The sequence below is a fragment of the Pseudoalteromonas sp. 1181_04 genome, assembly GCF_052850545.1.
Map to the genome: position 1 here is coordinate 126,887 of NZ_VXCS01000011.1, position 16,091 is coordinate 142,977.

Annotated in this window: 11 protein-coding genes; 5 read left to right on the top strand and 6 right to left on the bottom strand. The window is 42.1% G+C overall.

The window, feature by feature from the left end; genetic code table 11:
- Positions 1-43: 43 nt before the first annotated feature.
- The 5 genes from ppiC to FW757_RS11010 all read right to left on the bottom strand — a co-directional run bounded on the left by ppiC (position 44) and on the right by FW757_RS11010 (position 5,917).
- A complete protein-coding gene (gene ppiC, locus FW757_RS10990) occupies positions 44-322 on the bottom strand; it encodes a peptidylprolyl isomerase PpiC (protein ID WP_145234480.1) in 279 nt (92 codons plus the stop codon).
- 62 nt (positions 323-384) lie between these two features.
- Positions 385-1,296 (bottom strand): hypothetical protein, encoded by a 912-nt coding sequence (locus tag FW757_RS10995; RefSeq protein ID WP_182717618.1) that lies wholly within the window; start codon positions 1,294-1,296, stop codon positions 385-387.
- 20 nt (positions 1,297-1,316) lie between these two features.
- Positions 1,317-1,742: a thiol-disulfide oxidoreductase DCC family protein gene (locus FW757_RS11000; RefSeq protein WP_145234484.1), complete on the bottom strand. Its 426-nt coding sequence runs from the start codon at positions 1,740-1,742 to the stop codon at positions 1,317-1,319.
- Positions 1,743-1,785: 43 nt separating this feature from the next.
- Entirely contained in the window at positions 1,786-4,158 is a 2,373-nt protein-coding gene (gene ygjK, locus FW757_RS11005; protein ID WP_182717619.1) for an alpha-glucosidase, read from the bottom strand.
- Positions 4,148-5,917 (bottom strand): MFS transporter, encoded by a 1,770-nt coding sequence (locus tag FW757_RS11010; RefSeq protein ID WP_182717620.1) that lies wholly within the window; start codon positions 5,915-5,917, stop codon positions 4,148-4,150. Before FW757_RS11010 ends, ygjK begins: the two co-directional genes overlap by 11 nt.
- Positions 5,918-5,985: 68 nt before the next feature.
- On the opposite strand from FW757_RS11010, the gene FW757_RS11015 reads away from it, so the two are divergent.
- The 5 genes from FW757_RS11015 to FW757_RS11035 all read left to right on the top strand — a co-directional run bounded on the left by FW757_RS11015 (position 5,986) and on the right by FW757_RS11035 (position 13,078).
- Positions 5,986-8,487: a hypothetical protein gene (locus FW757_RS11015; protein WP_182717621.1), complete on the top strand. Its 2,502-nt coding sequence runs from the start codon at positions 5,986-5,988 to the stop codon at positions 8,485-8,487.
- Positions 8,488-8,694: 207 nt separating this feature from the next.
- Entirely contained in the window at positions 8,695-9,507 is an 813-nt protein-coding gene (locus FW757_RS11020; RefSeq protein WP_182717622.1) for a hypothetical protein, read from the top strand.
- Positions 9,508-10,548, top strand: coding sequence for an extracellular solute-binding protein (locus FW757_RS11025; protein WP_182717623.1), 1,041 nt, complete (start codon positions 9,508-9,510; stop codon positions 10,546-10,548).
- Complete coding sequence (locus FW757_RS11030) at positions 10,548-12,047, top strand: ABC transporter permease (RefSeq protein ID WP_149981801.1); 1,500 nt, start codon at positions 10,548-10,550, stop codon at positions 12,045-12,047. The genes FW757_RS11025 and FW757_RS11030 overlap by 1 nt, the downstream gene beginning before the upstream one ends.
- A gap of 14 nt (positions 12,048-12,061) precedes the next feature.
- Entirely contained in the window at positions 12,062-13,078 is a 1,017-nt protein-coding gene (locus FW757_RS11035; protein ID WP_182717624.1) for an ABC transporter ATP-binding protein, read from the top strand.
- A gap of 88 nt (positions 13,079-13,166) precedes the next feature.
- Here the strand turns inward: FW757_RS11035 and FW757_RS11040 are convergent, their stop codons facing one another.
- Positions 13,167-15,941, bottom strand: coding sequence for a collagenase (locus FW757_RS11040; protein WP_182717625.1), 2,775 nt, complete (start codon positions 15,939-15,941; stop codon positions 13,167-13,169).
- Between the last annotated feature and the right edge of the window lie 150 nt (positions 15,942-16,091).

Genomic DNA, 16,091 nt, shown 5'->3' on the forward strand with positions numbered 1-16,091 from the left:
TTCGTTAAATCGAAGTCACTCGTTTTTCTAGCTAACTTTACTCTTACGTTCTATAAAGCACTTTTATCACATGCCAACCAAATTTAGTTTTTACTAAATGTGGTTCTAATATTTCTGCGCCAAAAGCCACTTTATCAAATTGCGGAACCATTTGGCCACGTTTAAATTCGCCTAAATCACCCCCTTTTTTACCCGATGGGCAAGAGGAATGTTTTTTAGCGAGCACATGGAACTTAGCGCCTTTTTTTAACTGCTGAATTATGTCTTCGGCAAGTTCTTTATGCTTAACTAAAATGTGTAATGCGTGTGCGGTGCTAGCCATGATCTATCTCTACAAAATTAAACTGAGGGGATTTTATCATAATAGATAAAAACTAGTCATTATCACTGGCCATAATAGCCAATTAAACGAATCGCGAATCCTACTTCGTCGCGATAATTGAGTTCTTCTCGGTATTCTATAAACGGCTCTAATTCATAAAACAGCCAACTGTATTTTACTTGCTGCCGGTAACGGTACGATACTGTATAGATAGTAAAGTCATCAAAACTATTCTGTACATTGGCACCAAACACTGCGGCTCGCTGCGCATCGGGTATATAACTTAAATAAACACCTGAGCGCATTTCGCTATCTATTTCGTCATCAATTTCACGGTAATTAGCAGAGACATTCAGCGAATAAAACTCATTGATCTTAGTATCACTGGAGAGCTTAATAAAGTAACCAAAGCCATCAGAGAAGTAATACTCTAAGCCGGCAGATGCAAAGTACTGCGTTTGATTAAATGTTTTATTCCAACGAAGTGCACTGCGTCCATAAAGTTGGCTACGTGATATGCCAACACGATTATCAACCTCTAAGTTAGCGGTACGCTCAACTAAAAATTGCAGCGCAGCATTTATGTCTTCAGTACCATTGTTTTGATTAGCTGGGGAGTCGGTTTCAAAAGGCAACCGGCTAAATTCGTCAGCGTCATTATCTATTATTAGATTTAAGCGGTTTTCCCAGCTAGGTAAGCTTAATGATACTTTAAAGCGTACTTCTGTTTCAGCTAGATCAGCACTGCGGGGAAGCCAGCCTAACCGCAAAAAACCTCTAGCATGGGCTTTGTTTGGGTTAACCTCTTCACCGAGTAAATCGTCTAACCACTGGGCGGTATTTTGCATCCGCAGATTAATTCTGTCGCGAACATCTACCACGATTGCAGAGTCATCATGGGTGTCATTTTGAGCATATAGTCCAGCACTAAACACTAAAAACAGTATATTAAGTTTAACCAAATAACCTGCCAACAGTCCGCCTTGTAAAGAAATTATAAGTAGTGGTGATCATACTCATGACTTGGGATCACGCAATAATTATATTTTCCAAATAAGCGATACCGGTTAAGTGCAATGGCATCATACCCCCAGTTGCGTATCCGTTTCGGTATTATTCGTAATATGTTAGCTAAGGGCCATGGCCAACCCAACTGTGAAACAACATTAATCACACCATCACTTTTGGTAACACACTGATTATTTTCAACATAGATCATGGTTTTAAAATTAGCTGTTGGGTAACCAAAGTGCGTGAGGATTGCTTGGCCTTTTAAAGACTGCACACTGCATAATTTAAAACACAGCTTTTTATCGTGCTTAATAATAAAATTACACCATGCATTACAAAGCTTACACTGCCCGTCAAAGAGTATTATTTTATTGTTTTGCATAAGCTGTTGAGCATTTATTTCACACATACTTAGCCTTTAATTGAACGTTTATATCAATATTTATTTAGCCCTACTCACACCAACGTCCTTGTTTTTGCATTATCAACAATAAATGCGCGGCACTCCACGAGAAATTAGGCGCGCCTTGTTGTTCGCCCGTCAAAGGATTGTAATTTTCGCGAATAGGAGCACTGGCCAATAAGCCATCAGCATGAGTAAGTAGTTGCTCACTGAGTTGCTGCGCCTTTTCACAATAACCGTAATGACTCATACCCACCAAACCAAAATACAGCTGATCAAGCCATACTCGACCTCGCCAATAGATATCTGCACCAAAAGCAGGGTTGCTCAAAGCCGCGCTGCCAAGTGGTACGTAGGTATTGAACTCTTTTTCATCAAGCATTACATCAACCACTTGCTGCGCTTGTTCAACCGTGGCTACTTGATTAAATAGCGGCGACCAGCCTTCAGGGCCTTTACCGCGCTTAACTAACGGCTTGCCTGCACAGCCACTTGCTAACGGTTGTGGTGCTATTTCAATGTCATAATAATAGCCAGTTGTTCTATCGAACATACATCGATTTATATACGCTCTTAGTTTGGCTGCTTGTTTTAAAAAATAACTCGCTTGGCGAGGATAATTCAGCTCTTTAGCAATTTTACTTAAATAGCGATTATCCGCTGCCATGTATGATGCCTGATCGACTGATTCTTGCAGTAATGAGTAGCCAATCAAACGCCCCGCTTTATCAAAATTTTCGGCAAAACCTACGTGCCAATCAGTGGCTTTACCGCCATTTTTTATATACTTCGCGAGTTGTTCACTGCTAATGAAACCAAACACCGCTGCATCATCTCGGCCCGACTCCCACGATGCCGCTGTTTGCGCAGGGATCTTTATCTGTTTTTGTGGATGGGCGATAAGCTGATCCTTATAATTTTCAAGACCACTTTGCGCAGCCCAACCCGTTGCTGTTTGCACCTCAAAGCGTAATTTACCGTCATCCGTTGTATGGGCCTTATCAACTGTTGCGCCATACTCTGGCACACCATTGCCATTGTGATCTCGATTAGTTAGCCACCAGTTTCTATAGCTGACCAACTTTGGGAATATTTCCGCAAGCCACTGCTTATCATTTGTGTACTCATAAACTTGCCACACAGCCCAAGCGGCTAAACTGGGTTTAGTATTACGTTCGTTCCAGTTAGTCCCATCACCACCCCGTTCAGGGCTTAAATTATAAGCCACTAAATCAGGAATAAACCCTACATCCCACGGTCTTACAGCATCATTTGCTGTTATTTGGTGCTCAAATACCGCATTGAGATTTTGCTTTGCGAGTACTGGGTGAAAAGTCGCCAGGGCAAAAGCGTGCTTATAACTATCCCACGGCCAAGTCTGATTACCGGAAAACCAGCGTCCCGTCACGGCAGGACTTACGGTATCAAAGCCAACAGCACCGGCTTTAGAACGCCAATTACCAATCAAGGTTTCAATACTTTTGACGGCTAACTTTTTATGCCTTTCATCGGCACTGGCTAACGGGCGCAGCGCACTATTAATATACCCTTGCCAACGCGTGGCACTGCGGGCTAAATACAGCTCGGGCTGGTTTAAAACATCTTTTATAATAGCCTGCTCGTTTGCCGCTTCTTGGCTATTTAATAAGTACGAATAAGTTGTGTAAAACGTGGTATCGCTATCAATTGTTGTGTCACTTGCATAGCTTAATGCTTCATGAGTGGTGTTGACTGATAGCGTTTTATGCAATTGTAACTGCGAGCTGCCAGAAGTTAGTAACTGGCCATGTGCACGCACTTTGCCAAACTTTAGCGTGATAGTATTATCACTCACTTGCCATTGAGGTAACAGTTGCGGGTATACTTCAAAAGGTGAACGCGCATCTTTTGCGATACCGTCTTGAGCTGTTAACTTACTCACTAACCGCCCTTCCCAGCGCAAAATGAGTGGTTTTTTGGTTGTGATCTGTGTTTTAACTAACGAAGTACGATTACTTACAAAACGTAACTCCATGCGAATACTTACGCCATCACCCGTTAATTCTTGCACTAAAGCACCCGGCAAGCTGTAACTATTCATGGCGAGTTTAACTTTATGACTTTGGTCTTTATAGACGCTGAGCTTTTCTAAATAAGGGGCGATAAAATTAAGGTATTCTTCGCTAATAATTGCAGGCCCGGTAAAGCTTCCGATATTGTCATCGCTTGGCAGTAAATGACCATGCCATGCACCTAAGTCAAATAATGGACTAAAGCGTTGATGCTCGCCTCTAGCAAAGTCTTGCATATAATATGGACTTCCCGTGCGATCAATTAAATTTTTATAATGACTATTTTCACCGCTCACTGGGTCATTTGCTGTGGCTTGTAAGCTCAACATCAGCATGGCAGCTATTAAAATAAGTCGCTGTTTAAGTTTCACTGTGGGTATCCTTATTATTTCGCGCTAGAAGGTAAAAACCAAAGCCAGTGAAAAGCGCGATCATTGCAAATAATAGCCACATGAGTGCCGGACGTTGCAGCTCTTTCACTAAGTAACCATAGCTCCAACCTGATAAAAAACCAGCAAATAAAAAACCCAGTGCCATAGATACAAAATAATAACCCATAAACATTGCAGCGCTATCTTTAGGGGCAATACTGGCAACATATTCTTGGCTTTTTGGCGAGGTGAGCATTTCACCCAAGGCAATCAATAAAATAACCGTGATCATGACCGCTCCGCCCAGTTGCGTCATTAATAAACCCGCGCTCATTAGCAATAACACTAAAAAAGCACCCGCAGTAACAATCAAACCACTGATCAAAACCGATATCACCTTAAATCTTTGGCATTTTACACTAACGATTATTTGTAATAATACTATGGCCGCAAAGTCTAAATTAATCAGGTACTCGGGATTAACTTGTCGGTAAACCAGCCATTGCTGGGCAAGTTGTTTACTTTGTTGCAGGGTAAAGTCGCTAGTCGCTATTTGCTCAATAAAAAGCGCTATTTCGCTCACTGGCACGTTTACTTTTAAATGCACTAATTCAAGGCGTATTGCTTCAAGCTCAGTGCTCGCTAAAGGTGATGAAGATGCATAATTGACTGATAGAAGCTGAATTTTTTCACTCAATGCTCCACTATCAACAAACGCAAAAAAATCCACTGTTGATTGACCAAAGTAACTGAGTAAAACAACTAACTCTTGAGTGTTTGTATAATCGCGTATAAACAACGGTAAAGTGTAAAATAGCTGATTATACACAGTCCAAAACCCTGTCAATATGGCTAAGTACAAGGCAAAATTACGGTTACTTACCCGCACCGGCTGTAAGTGCCAGTTATGGCTTTGCTTAGTACTGACACTTTTATCCCACAACCAGTTTGTCCCTAACCATAGAGCAATTAATACAAAAGCTTGCGTATAACTGAGCCAACTCACGCCTGCGGTCATTAGAATAATCACACAAGTAAATAACAACAGTGCAAAGCGGCTGTTGCCTAATACTTGTTGAGCTTGTTGTAATACCTGCTTAAGGCTGGTATTTGCTTGCGAAGATGGGGTTGTTTCGCGATAAAATAGCAGCGGAATAAAGTTAAGCAAAATCCACACGGCCGACATTACAAATACCGCATCCCAGCTGATCGCACGCATATAACCGGCGACTAATGGGCCAATAAAGCCGCCCAAATTAACCATAGTGTAAAAAATACCAAACCCTAGGCCACGGTTAGTATCATTCGTGCTGCGACTTATAGTACCAACCACCACAGGTTTAAAACACGCCGCACCAAATGCCACCAACATTAAAATCATAAAGAACGAATTAAAGTCAGTTACTTGGCCTAAAAAGTAGTAACCTGGCGCCATAATTATAAAGGAAATTATAAACAGCCTTTTATAACCATACCGATCAGCCAGCGCGCCTGTTAACACCGGTAATAAATATAAAAAGAAAGGAATAATACCTTGCACAGCACCACGCTGTGCATCATTAAAGCCCACCCCACCTTGTTCAACTGGGGTAGTCATATAGACAGATGAAACCGCAAAAAAGCCATACCAAGCTAAGCGCTCAAAAATTTCCATGGTGTTTGCAATATAAAATGCCACACCAAAGCCTTTATTAGCTGGGGTTTGCTTACTCTGCTTTGCTGCTGAGTTGGTTGTTATTGGTATTTGATTATTATTCATAGTTTACTTTCACAATTAAACACAGTATTTTATATTGCATACAATATACACATAAAACAACTATAATTATGAAAAAACTCTCACTCACTTTGTTATTACTGTTACTTGCCGCGTGTCAAAAAGAGCCGCAAGCCGATACTGCGCAGACCGTACAACCACAAACAACAACGTCAAGTGCTATGGAAACTGATCCACAACAGATGCAAGTAGACCTATCAGTACAAGGTTACACCAGTACGTTACACAAAATGGACATTGCATTCTTAGGGAAAACCATCCCCTATACATATAGCGATGGCAAAATTGGTAATAGCCGAGGATATGATTGGTGGGTAAGTAAACACTTTGCACTGAAGAGTGATTTACCAAAAGAAAAAGTAACGCTGTATTTAGCGCTTTTAGAAATGGCTTATCCACACTATGTTGCACTATTCGGTATGGAGCCACCTAATATTGAACGCCAGCGTATCGCTGTAGTGTATGGTAGCAGCCGCGATAGAGTGCGCGAGGCCATGCTTGATGACGGTTTTTTAAGAGGCGTACATAAAACCGCAGGCGGCGAAACTATGTTTTATAACCGCGCAGGATATAATTTCCCAAGCCATCGTGAGCATCACCAACGCTATATTGTCATTCACGAAACCATGCATGCTTTTCACATGGCTTTAAACGGTCATTCAACCTGGGCGCCTAATTGGATCACCGAAGGCTTAGCCGACTCGGTCGCTCACCATGTTTACGATGCCAAGCAAAAACAACTGACTGTGATGGTGTTTGATCGTGCCCCTATGAATTATATTGAGACCGGTTTAAAGCAATATTACAGTGCTGATAAACCCACTCTTGAGCAAATAAACGATGATCCTGCACTTAAACGCGGCCTTAATTTTTTTATCATTCATTACCTTTTAAGCTCTCCAGAACGCGCACAATATTTTGCATATTTTGTGCAGCAACTTAGGCTTGCCAACCCACACAGTGACGCCACGCTCAGCACAGCCAATTCACTCCTTAAACACACTTTTAAAGATTGGCAGGCAATAGAGCAAGGCTTTGCTGACTTTGTGCAAAATATAAAACCCAGTTTTCATATTGTATCAGGCCCGTGGGAGCAAAATGGTAATGCTTATTGGCTACGAAATACAGATTCAAATACCTTATCTCGATTGGATATAAACCCCGCTCTCACTACTGATGTATCGCACCCAGTGATGGACTTTCCCGCACCACAAGTAAATGCGTTAATCGATCTGACAAATAAGCACCAAGTGGCTGCTTTAATTGAATTTGAACCGGCACAATTACAGCGCGGTGAAATAGGCATTGCCATGCAAGGCAAGCGCAGCGAGCAAAACCAACAATACCGCACTACGTTTATTGGTAATGAGCAAGCGAATGACGACCAATTACTAAAACTATTAATAGAAGATGCTGAGCGGTTAATAATAACCGCACGTAATTTCAAGGATTTTCAGCCTGTGCAAATCGCACTTAGTCCTGAGTTAAAAGCCGCTTTAGCTCAACACGCAACACTTGGTTTAAACCTTACATTAGAGAGCAGCCAACTAACGGTGGGCTTAAAAGCGGATAACGGGACGAATATCATTGGGCAAACATTTACCCTTGCTTTATCGACTAAAATAACAGCCGCACTCGATACACAAAAAATCAGCTTATTAAGTAAAAATAACAATCACCAGATCACACCTTACTTATTTGCAACGCCAGCTGGCGATGCTAAATATTTAAATTTAGCAGCACAAAACCAAACACAGCTTACTGATCCGTGGCTATTTACAGGTTATAAATTATTAAATCGAGTGTTTAGAACCTGCCAACAACATCAGCGCAAACTGGTTAATTGCGATGTCGAGCTGAGTAAGTTAATGGCAAAATTACCTCAGCCGAGCAACCATACAGCCATAAATGCTGAACTTGCAGTTATATTTAACCGCTATAAAACCCTATTAGGTAATAGTGGTTTTAGCGCACTCAGTGGTATTAATTCTGGTGTTTACTATCACCACAACAAAGCCTTTTTACGCGTCGAAAACCCTACCGATTTTGAGCTGCAATTGGCCGCCCAAGTTAGCTTTGCAACTGCAGGTAAGGTGCTTAACAAGCACCATCTCCGTCAGCTCTTAAAACCCGGTATCCACAACATTCACTTACCAGCGTCAACACAAGCTCAAACAATTGTTGTCGAACAAGATCTTAATTGGCAAGGATTAAATAAAACCCGTGAAATTAGTGCTGCTAATGTCCCTTTCAACGGAGTTGGGATGACACTCACTCAGACTAAAAATAACGCGGGTGATTGGCTATTTACCGCGACCCTATCAGGCCCTTATTCAGGTGCGACAACGGGGCAAATAACACTGACAGCTACGCCCTTTATACAGCTTGAAAGTGTAATGACACAAAAACACCCTGTGGAGATTGCGCCTTATGCAGTACAAAACTATCAATTTAAATTCACAGCGAGTAGCGAACCGATGTTGATCACCGTCACTGCGTTATTAGATGTCGATGGGGAGGAGATCCGACTTATCAAACGGATAAACTTATAATTTAGTTAGCAGCTAAGAAATAACCTCTTAGCTGCTTTGCTTTAGCCACAACTCAACGACCCGTTGGCACGTCCCTAATATCGCCAAATGCTTTATAAATAAAGACAAAATAGAATTTAGTCCGTAAAATTAGTATCCTTGATTTTAGTCATGGTTACATATATGATAATGCCTATCATTTACAATCATCTTTTCGGATCCACTTTCATGAAAGCATTATTTAAATCAGCAACAACCTTAGGTGTGAGCCTTCTTTTAGTATCAGCATTTGTTGCGCAACCTGCATTTGCTAATGGCCCTATTGGCGAACATGTAAATCACTTACAAGCAAATATCAAAGATTACTCAGAAGAAGTTGAATGGATGATCGGCAAAGTCGATACCATGGTAAGCGACTATGAAAGCAAAGGCGTAAAAGCAGTAAAAAGCGATGACCTAATCGAGTATTGGGAATCAGTGAAGTTTCACAGCGCGATTGAAACAAATTTTGTGCCGGTATATGCGTCAATCTGGCAAGGTATTTATGGCGTAAAAATGGCCATTGATAATAACAAGCCGGCGACTGAAGCTCGTAAAGAACAACAAGCGATGAATGCTGCCTTGTGGCAAGGTCTTGGCGCAGTTAAACTAGCGGCGCAATTTCAACAAAAAGGTTTGCTTGCAAACGTTAAAGCAACTGCAACCACAAGCATGACTCAAAGTGCTACAATCGATGAAATTAAACATAAACTTGATCGTGTCATTGCCAAATATGCAGAGCGTTTAAGTGATGAAGCAACCAGCATTGTGCACGATACTTACCTTCACCTATTTGAAGGTGTTGAAGGCACACTTATCGAACAAGATGCCAAACTTGTTGAAATATTAGAAAAAGATTTTAACGTGACACTGCCAAAAGCAATTTCAGATAACAAAAGTGTTGATGAAGTACGCGATGTGGTAAGTAGCATGCACACTAAATTAGACCGCGCCAAGGTATTACTCGAAAAAGCCGAAAAAGCACGTAAGGATGTATTTTAAGTGAAGCGTAGGACCTTTATACAAGGCCTAGCTGCGTTTGGGGCAATCGGTGCATTACCATTGCCTCTTTCTCGCGCACTAGCTGCCAACATAGCAAACCCAGTTTCTGTTGATGACTTACCTAAACTTGAAGGTGAGCTGACCTTATACCTAGGTCGTGGTGAAGGTGGTTTGTATGAAAATGTGCTACAAGCAATTCAAGACAGAAACCCCAACTTTAAACTAGGCATTCGTCGTGGTCCTACAGCAGCTTTAGCCAATACCATTGTTGCTGAAGCAAAAGCAGGGGTGCGTAGAGCCGATTTGTTTTGGGCTGTTGATTCTGGCGCTATTGGCTTGGTTTCAGATGCCGGCCTTGCACAACCAATTCCGAGTGATCTATCAGCGCAGTTGCAACCACAGTTTCGCTATAAAGATTGGGCCCCTGTCACCGGTCGTGTGCGCACCATACCCTATAACACTTCGCGTTTGACCAAAGAGCAAATTCCAACCAGTATTATGAACATTGCTGATAGTGACTTAAGCATTGGCTGGGCACCTGCGTATGCATCGTTTCAATCATTTGTAACGGCAATGCGTATTCTCGAAGGTGACGATAAAACAGCGAAATGGCTGAAAAAGATTAAGAAGCGTGCTAAAACCTATGCCGGTGAGTTGGGTGTAGTAATGGCCGTTGAACGTGGTGAAGTGGATATTGGTTTTGCTAATCACTATTACACCTTACGTTTAAAATCAGGCAAACCAGATGCCAAACTTGATTTAGCATTTACCCAACAAGATGCTGGCTGTTTAGTCAATGCATCAGGTATTTTGGCATTGAACGACGACCCTCTTGCCACTCACTTTATGCGCTATTTATTAAGCATCGAAGTGCAAGGTTACTTGGCTCGTGAAGCCTATGAAATTCCGCTGGTAAATGGTGTCCCTCTACCTGAAGGGTTACCATCTTTAGCCAATATTTCACCACCCAAAGTGGACTTAACACAGTTAGCTGATCTTCGGCCAACCATAGCTTTGATGCGAAATAGCGGCGTACTGTAATGCGACTACCAGCTTCTTACCCAATGGCGCTGCTTGCAGCGCTTATTGTTTTATCTCCTATCTTTATTTTAATAACGCTGGCCACTGATGCCAGCTCTTTGTTTGATAATCATAATTTAAGTATTCTCGGCAATACTTTGTCCTTGATGGTATTAACGGTCATTGGTTCTATTTTAATCGGAGTACCGTTAGCATTTATCAGCGCTTATGTGCGCTTACCGTTTAAAAAAGTATGGTTGGTGTTTTTTGCCGCGCCTCTAGCCATTCCCAGTTACATTGGTGCATTTACGCTTTATGCGGCTTTTGGCTCCGGCGGAGAGATACATAATCTACTTGGTATTGAACTGCCATCGATGGATGGACTCAGCGGCGCAGCTATTGTCATGACTCTTTACACATTTCCATTTGTAATGATGACTACCCGCTCATCTTTACTTAGTCTTGATGCAAGCATGGTTAATGCGGCCCGCACCTTAGGTATGTCGATGACCGAAAGTGTATTTAAAGTCATTTTACCCCGTGTAGTAAATGGCATTGCCGCAGGTTCGTTATTGGTTGCACTGTATACTTTGTCTGACTTTGGCACACCTGCAATGATGCGCCTTGATACCTTTACCCGGGTTATTTATGTCGAGTACAATGCGTTTGAGTTAAGTCGTGCAGCAATGTTATCGTTACAGTTGTTGGTGATTGTGGGCTTTTTACTGTTGATTGAGTCACAAATTAAAACGGCTAGCGAACGCCATGGCCGGCCATTAATTTTGTTTCCTAGTAAGTTGCAACTAGCGGCTATGTTTGCCACTTTTGCGCCTATTTTATTATTAGCCATTGGCTTACCTCTGGCGATATTTTCGCTGTGGTTAGCACGTGATGGCTTTAGCTCATTTGATTTTAGCATCGCGTGGAATTCAGCGTATGCCTCAGCCATTGCTGCAGTGGTTGCGGTGATTGTAGCTATCCCTGTTGCCCATGCTGCACTTAGCGGTAAAGCGGGTCGTATCATGGAGCGTGTTACTTACTTTGGTTTTGGTATTCCAGGTATTGTAATGGGCACCGCGCTAGTTTACGGTGGTTTGCAATTGCCGTTTTTATATCAAACATTAGGGCTGTTGATCATTGCCTATATGCTGCGTTTTTTACCCTTAGCGGTAGGCTCTGTGCGCACTAGCACTGAGCACCTTGATCCAAGTTTAGTTAAATCTGCGCGGGTCTTAGGCGCCAGTCCGCGCGAAGCATTTACCCGCATAACTTTACCACTAACAATGCGTGGGATCATAGCCGGTGCCGCTTTAGTATTTTTAGAATCCATGCGTGAATTAGAAGCAACCTTATTACTTGGCCCAACTGGCTTTGAAACACTATCGACTTATTTATGGCGTGTTTATGAGGCGGGCTATTTTGGTCGTGCTGCTATTCCTGGGTTATTGTTAGTACTGATTTCTGCGTGCGGTTTAGCTATTATGATGTCTGGCGAAAAACGTAACCAACTCGAACATTGAGGATTTAAATACAAATGCTATCTGTAAGCCAGTTGTCTATAGATTATGGCAGTAACCGTGTAGTAAGCGACCTAAATTTGTTGCTTGGTGAAAGTGAAATTCTCATGCTAGTAGGCCCTACGGGCTGTGGTAAAAGCACAATTTTACAAGCGCTCGCCGGACTAATTCCTATTAGCGAAGGTGAAATTAACTTAGGTAAATGGCAGGCTACCCCTAAATTGACTGTGCCACCTGAGAAACGCAGCGTAGGTATGGTATTTCAAGACTTTGCGTTATTCCCTCATTTAACCGTTGAGCAAAACATTGGCTTTCGTTTAAAAGATACCGCCGTTGCTGATCATTGGATAGCCCTACTGGGTCTTGATGACTTTCGTCATAAAAAGCCAGCCACCCTTTCAGGCGGTCAAAAACAACGAGTTGCACTAGCACGTACCCTTGCCCACCAACCTGACTTTGTGTTACTTGATGAGCCGCTTTCAAACCTTGATGCGGCACTAAAAGATATGCTGCGCTGGGATATCCGAAATGCCCTGAAAAAAGCTGGCGTGCCTGCAATTTGGGTGACTCATGATCAAGAAGAAGCTTTATCAATAGGCGATCGTGTGGGTGTGCTCAAGGCCGGAAAAATCCAGCAACTTGATACTCCTGAGCGTTGTTTTAGTGTGCCCAACAATCGCTTTGTTGCACGTTTTTTAGGTGAAGCAAGTTTCATTAACGGTTTTTTTGAGAATAATCAAGCAACTACAGCCATCGGCAATGTGCCCGCTCACGGCGTAGATTGCCAACAAGGTGAGGTGGATGTCCTACTTCGCCCCGACGATGTAATGCTAGTACAAGGTGAGATCGGCAACAACGGTGTGGTCGTATGGGTACGCTTTGAAGGAGGGAGTCGTTTATGTGCAGTAGAGCTTGCCTGTAAAACAGTGGTTACTAGCCGCGTAAGCCACGAAGTCGTTGTATACCCTGGCGATAGCGTGCACGTATCGTTAAGTACTTCGCATCCACTCGCGGTGTATAAACGAGCAATCTAAACTCACTTTAACGCTTAAGTTACAACACTAAAAAAGCCCATCTAGATGGGCTTTGCTGTAGGTGCTTTACTTTTTTAATATGATAATTTTAACGACACCCTTGGCTATTAAAATCAACCACTAGACTTGCACCAGTACTATTACCCGACACCTTTAAATAACCCCAATATTGGCTTTGATCACTAATATAAATACATTCGCTATTGCCGCTATTACTGGACTGAGCCTGTTCATTACTGCCATTTGGCCAGCTGCTGTTTGAATAACTTAGGCTGATGTCGCCACTGCCATTAGCGGTAGTTATCGCCACACCACTTTGACTTTGTACGTCAGCAATACTAAACCACATAGGATCGCTGTTACCCAAACAAATCACTTCACCGTCATTTAAACGGCCATTGCTACGACTACCTTGGGTAGCACATGCATCAGGTACACTACTACTTACTCCTGTGTATGAAGCGGTTAATTTCACATTATCAAACATGTTATAGCCACGAATCATTACTTGATAAACACCTGCTTGCGCAGGATTTATTACACATTGTTCACTATTACCACCGACATAAGGACGACAATCATAACTATCCATTGTTGGTGTAGCAGCATAACTCACATATAAATCAGCATCGCCCGTGCCACCACTTAAGCTAAACACTAAGTCGCTGGCACCTTGCGGTACATCAAAGCTGAAATACAACAGCTCATCTTGCTCGCCAGCAATAGTCATTGGTTGAGCGTTTATCAACTCGCCGTTACCAACGCTGCTATCCTCTTCAATACTAGCCAATGTTGATGCGGTTTGGCTGGCACCTTGGTTATCAACAACCGTTAACGATACGCTATATTGTCCTGATGTTGTATAAGTATGCACCGGGTTTGCTTGATTAGAACTACTGCCATCACCAAAGCTCCACTGATAACTAACAATTGAGCCGTCACTGTCAATACTGCCATTGCTCGTAAAATTGATCTCATTGTTTTGCATACCGGCATAAGGTCCATTGATGTATGCGATTGGTGGCGTATTAGTGGTTGTACCTGCAACTAAGTCATCACACCATTGTACAAACTCGTTTTCATAATTATTTGCCCACTGCACAGTTTTCGCTTTATAAGCACTCCAATTACCAATGCGTGTATCTGCAAGCATGGCATTAATTTCACTGTAATGGCGTTCGAACATAAAGCGCACAGCTAAGTAACCCCAGCGATAAATACGGTCTTGATCAAAACCGTCATAGTTAGTGGCAAATACTTGCGCTAAGGTATAACGCGAACCATCACTGATGGTATTTTTAGCGGCGTCATTATTATCAAGATTAGCAACATATTCTGCAACGCCTTCTGACCACCACACAATATCTTCAGTTGGTGAATTAAAGTTTCCATATAAGTCAAAACGACCATCTAAGTAATGCACATATTCATGCTCTAGATTCCACACGTAATGCTCAGCATTGGCGTAGCTCGCCTCATAGGCAATAAAATTTGCTTGATTACCCACAACTGCGGGGTCACCTTCTAAATACATGCCGCCATTATTGGTGTTAATGCCAAAAATCGCACCTGCGTATTTACTATAATCATCGCTGCTATCAAATATATTTACTTGTAAAAAACTATTGTTATCATCGGCAACTGGGGCGTTATTGGTGGCAAGTTTAGTGTGAAATAAACCTTCTTCTGCGCCCATTGCAGCACATGCAGCTGTATGTTGTGCTGCAGTCATATTTTGTGAGCGAATTTTAATAGTGCTACTACAGCTATAATTTTGCGAAAGCGCTTGCTGAGTAAGTTCATCAACAAAGCCACAAATACCATAGTCATTACAATCAGCGTAATAACTGACAGAATCTGCCGCAGCAAGCCATACTGCATCACCATAGCCAAAGCTGTTATAAGTACTAAAAACCGCTTTTAAGCCAGTATCAACAGTAGCTTGAATAGCAGTGTCGGAATATTGCTTAAGGCGCGCAAGCTCACTGGCTGCATTAACAATTAAATATTGTGCGTCAGAGTCAATCATCCACTGCTTTTGGGTAAATGCATTCAGCTTAGTAACTAAATCAGTATCGCTAGCTACAGCTGTAACAAATGCATCATTCCACTGGCCGCGATAAAGCAAAGTAAAAATACCATTCACCGCACTGCGTATATTCCATTTTGCAGCATAGCTTTCGTTAAAACGCGTTAGCCACTGTTTCACCACATACAAGTAACGATGTTGCTGTTCAGCGCTGTCCATCGTAATGATCACTTCAGAAAGCGTTTTACCGTGGCCGTCATTATCGTCATAAAAATGGCTGTTGTTTACAAAAGCATCTATCGCATCAATTACGGCAGGCGTAACCCAAGAGCTAAAGCTCACGTTGTCGTTGTAAAATTCCGCATAAAAACCAGCTCGTAAATATAGGAACAATGCCTCGAGTTCAATGTCACCACCGCCAGCATAAGTCTGTGAGAGTGACTTTGCATGATTAGCAACCGCATACATATTATCAGAACTAAATACTAGGCTCTGAGTTGATGCTGATGCACTAAATAGTTCATTAACACAGCCACTACCTTGATTTTTAAGCTCAGTAATAATGCTCGTTGAACTAGCATTAGCCAGTGCATTTAAATCGCAGCTGACTGTGGCCGCTTGGCTACGCATCATTAACATACTAAATTTTTGGGGTTGTGATTGCAGCTGTGCTATTGGTGCTTTTTCATTATGGCCGTGTTCAACGCCATGATGATGCACACGTTCAACAATCGCAGCTTGTGGCTTGAATACGCGCTGATGGGTCGTATTAGCAAGCGCCATAGAGCTTGCCCCTAGTAACGGTAACGCCAAAATCAATCTATTCATTTTCATAATTTACCTTTGATAAATTTTATTATTTCAATCCAGAACGGGTTATCGAGGACGCAATTTGCAACATATAATCGCCATTACATACAATATACTTTGCCTAAAACTAAAAAATTTTTAATTCATTAGTTGTAGCAAAATAGAAAACAACAG

Coding starts and splice junctions, on each gene's coding strand:
- ppiC (WP_145234480.1), bottom strand. CDS start 322: ATGGCTAGCACCGCACACGCATTACACATTTTAGTTAAGCATAAAGAA.
- FW757_RS11000 (WP_145234484.1), bottom strand. CDS start 1,742: ATGTGTGAAATAAATGCTCAACAGCTTATGCAAAACAATAAAATAATA.
- FW757_RS11010 (WP_182717620.1), bottom strand. CDS start 5,917: ATGAATAATAATCAAATACCAATAACAACCAACTCAGCAGCAAAGCAG.
- FW757_RS11015 (WP_182717621.1), top strand. CDS start 5,986: ATGAAAAAACTCTCACTCACTTTGTTATTACTGTTACTTGCCGCGTGT.
- FW757_RS11020 (WP_182717622.1), top strand. CDS start 8,695: ATGAAAGCATTATTTAAATCAGCAACAACCTTAGGTGTGAGCCTTCTT.
- FW757_RS11030 (WP_149981801.1), top strand. CDS start 10,548: ATGCGACTACCAGCTTCTTACCCAATGGCGCTGCTTGCAGCGCTTATT.
- FW757_RS11035 (WP_182717624.1), top strand. CDS start 12,062: ATGCTATCTGTAAGCCAGTTGTCTATAGATTATGGCAGTAACCGTGTA.
- FW757_RS11040 (WP_182717625.1), bottom strand. CDS start 15,941: ATGAAAATGAATAGATTGATTTTGGCGTTACCGTTACTAGGGGCAAGC.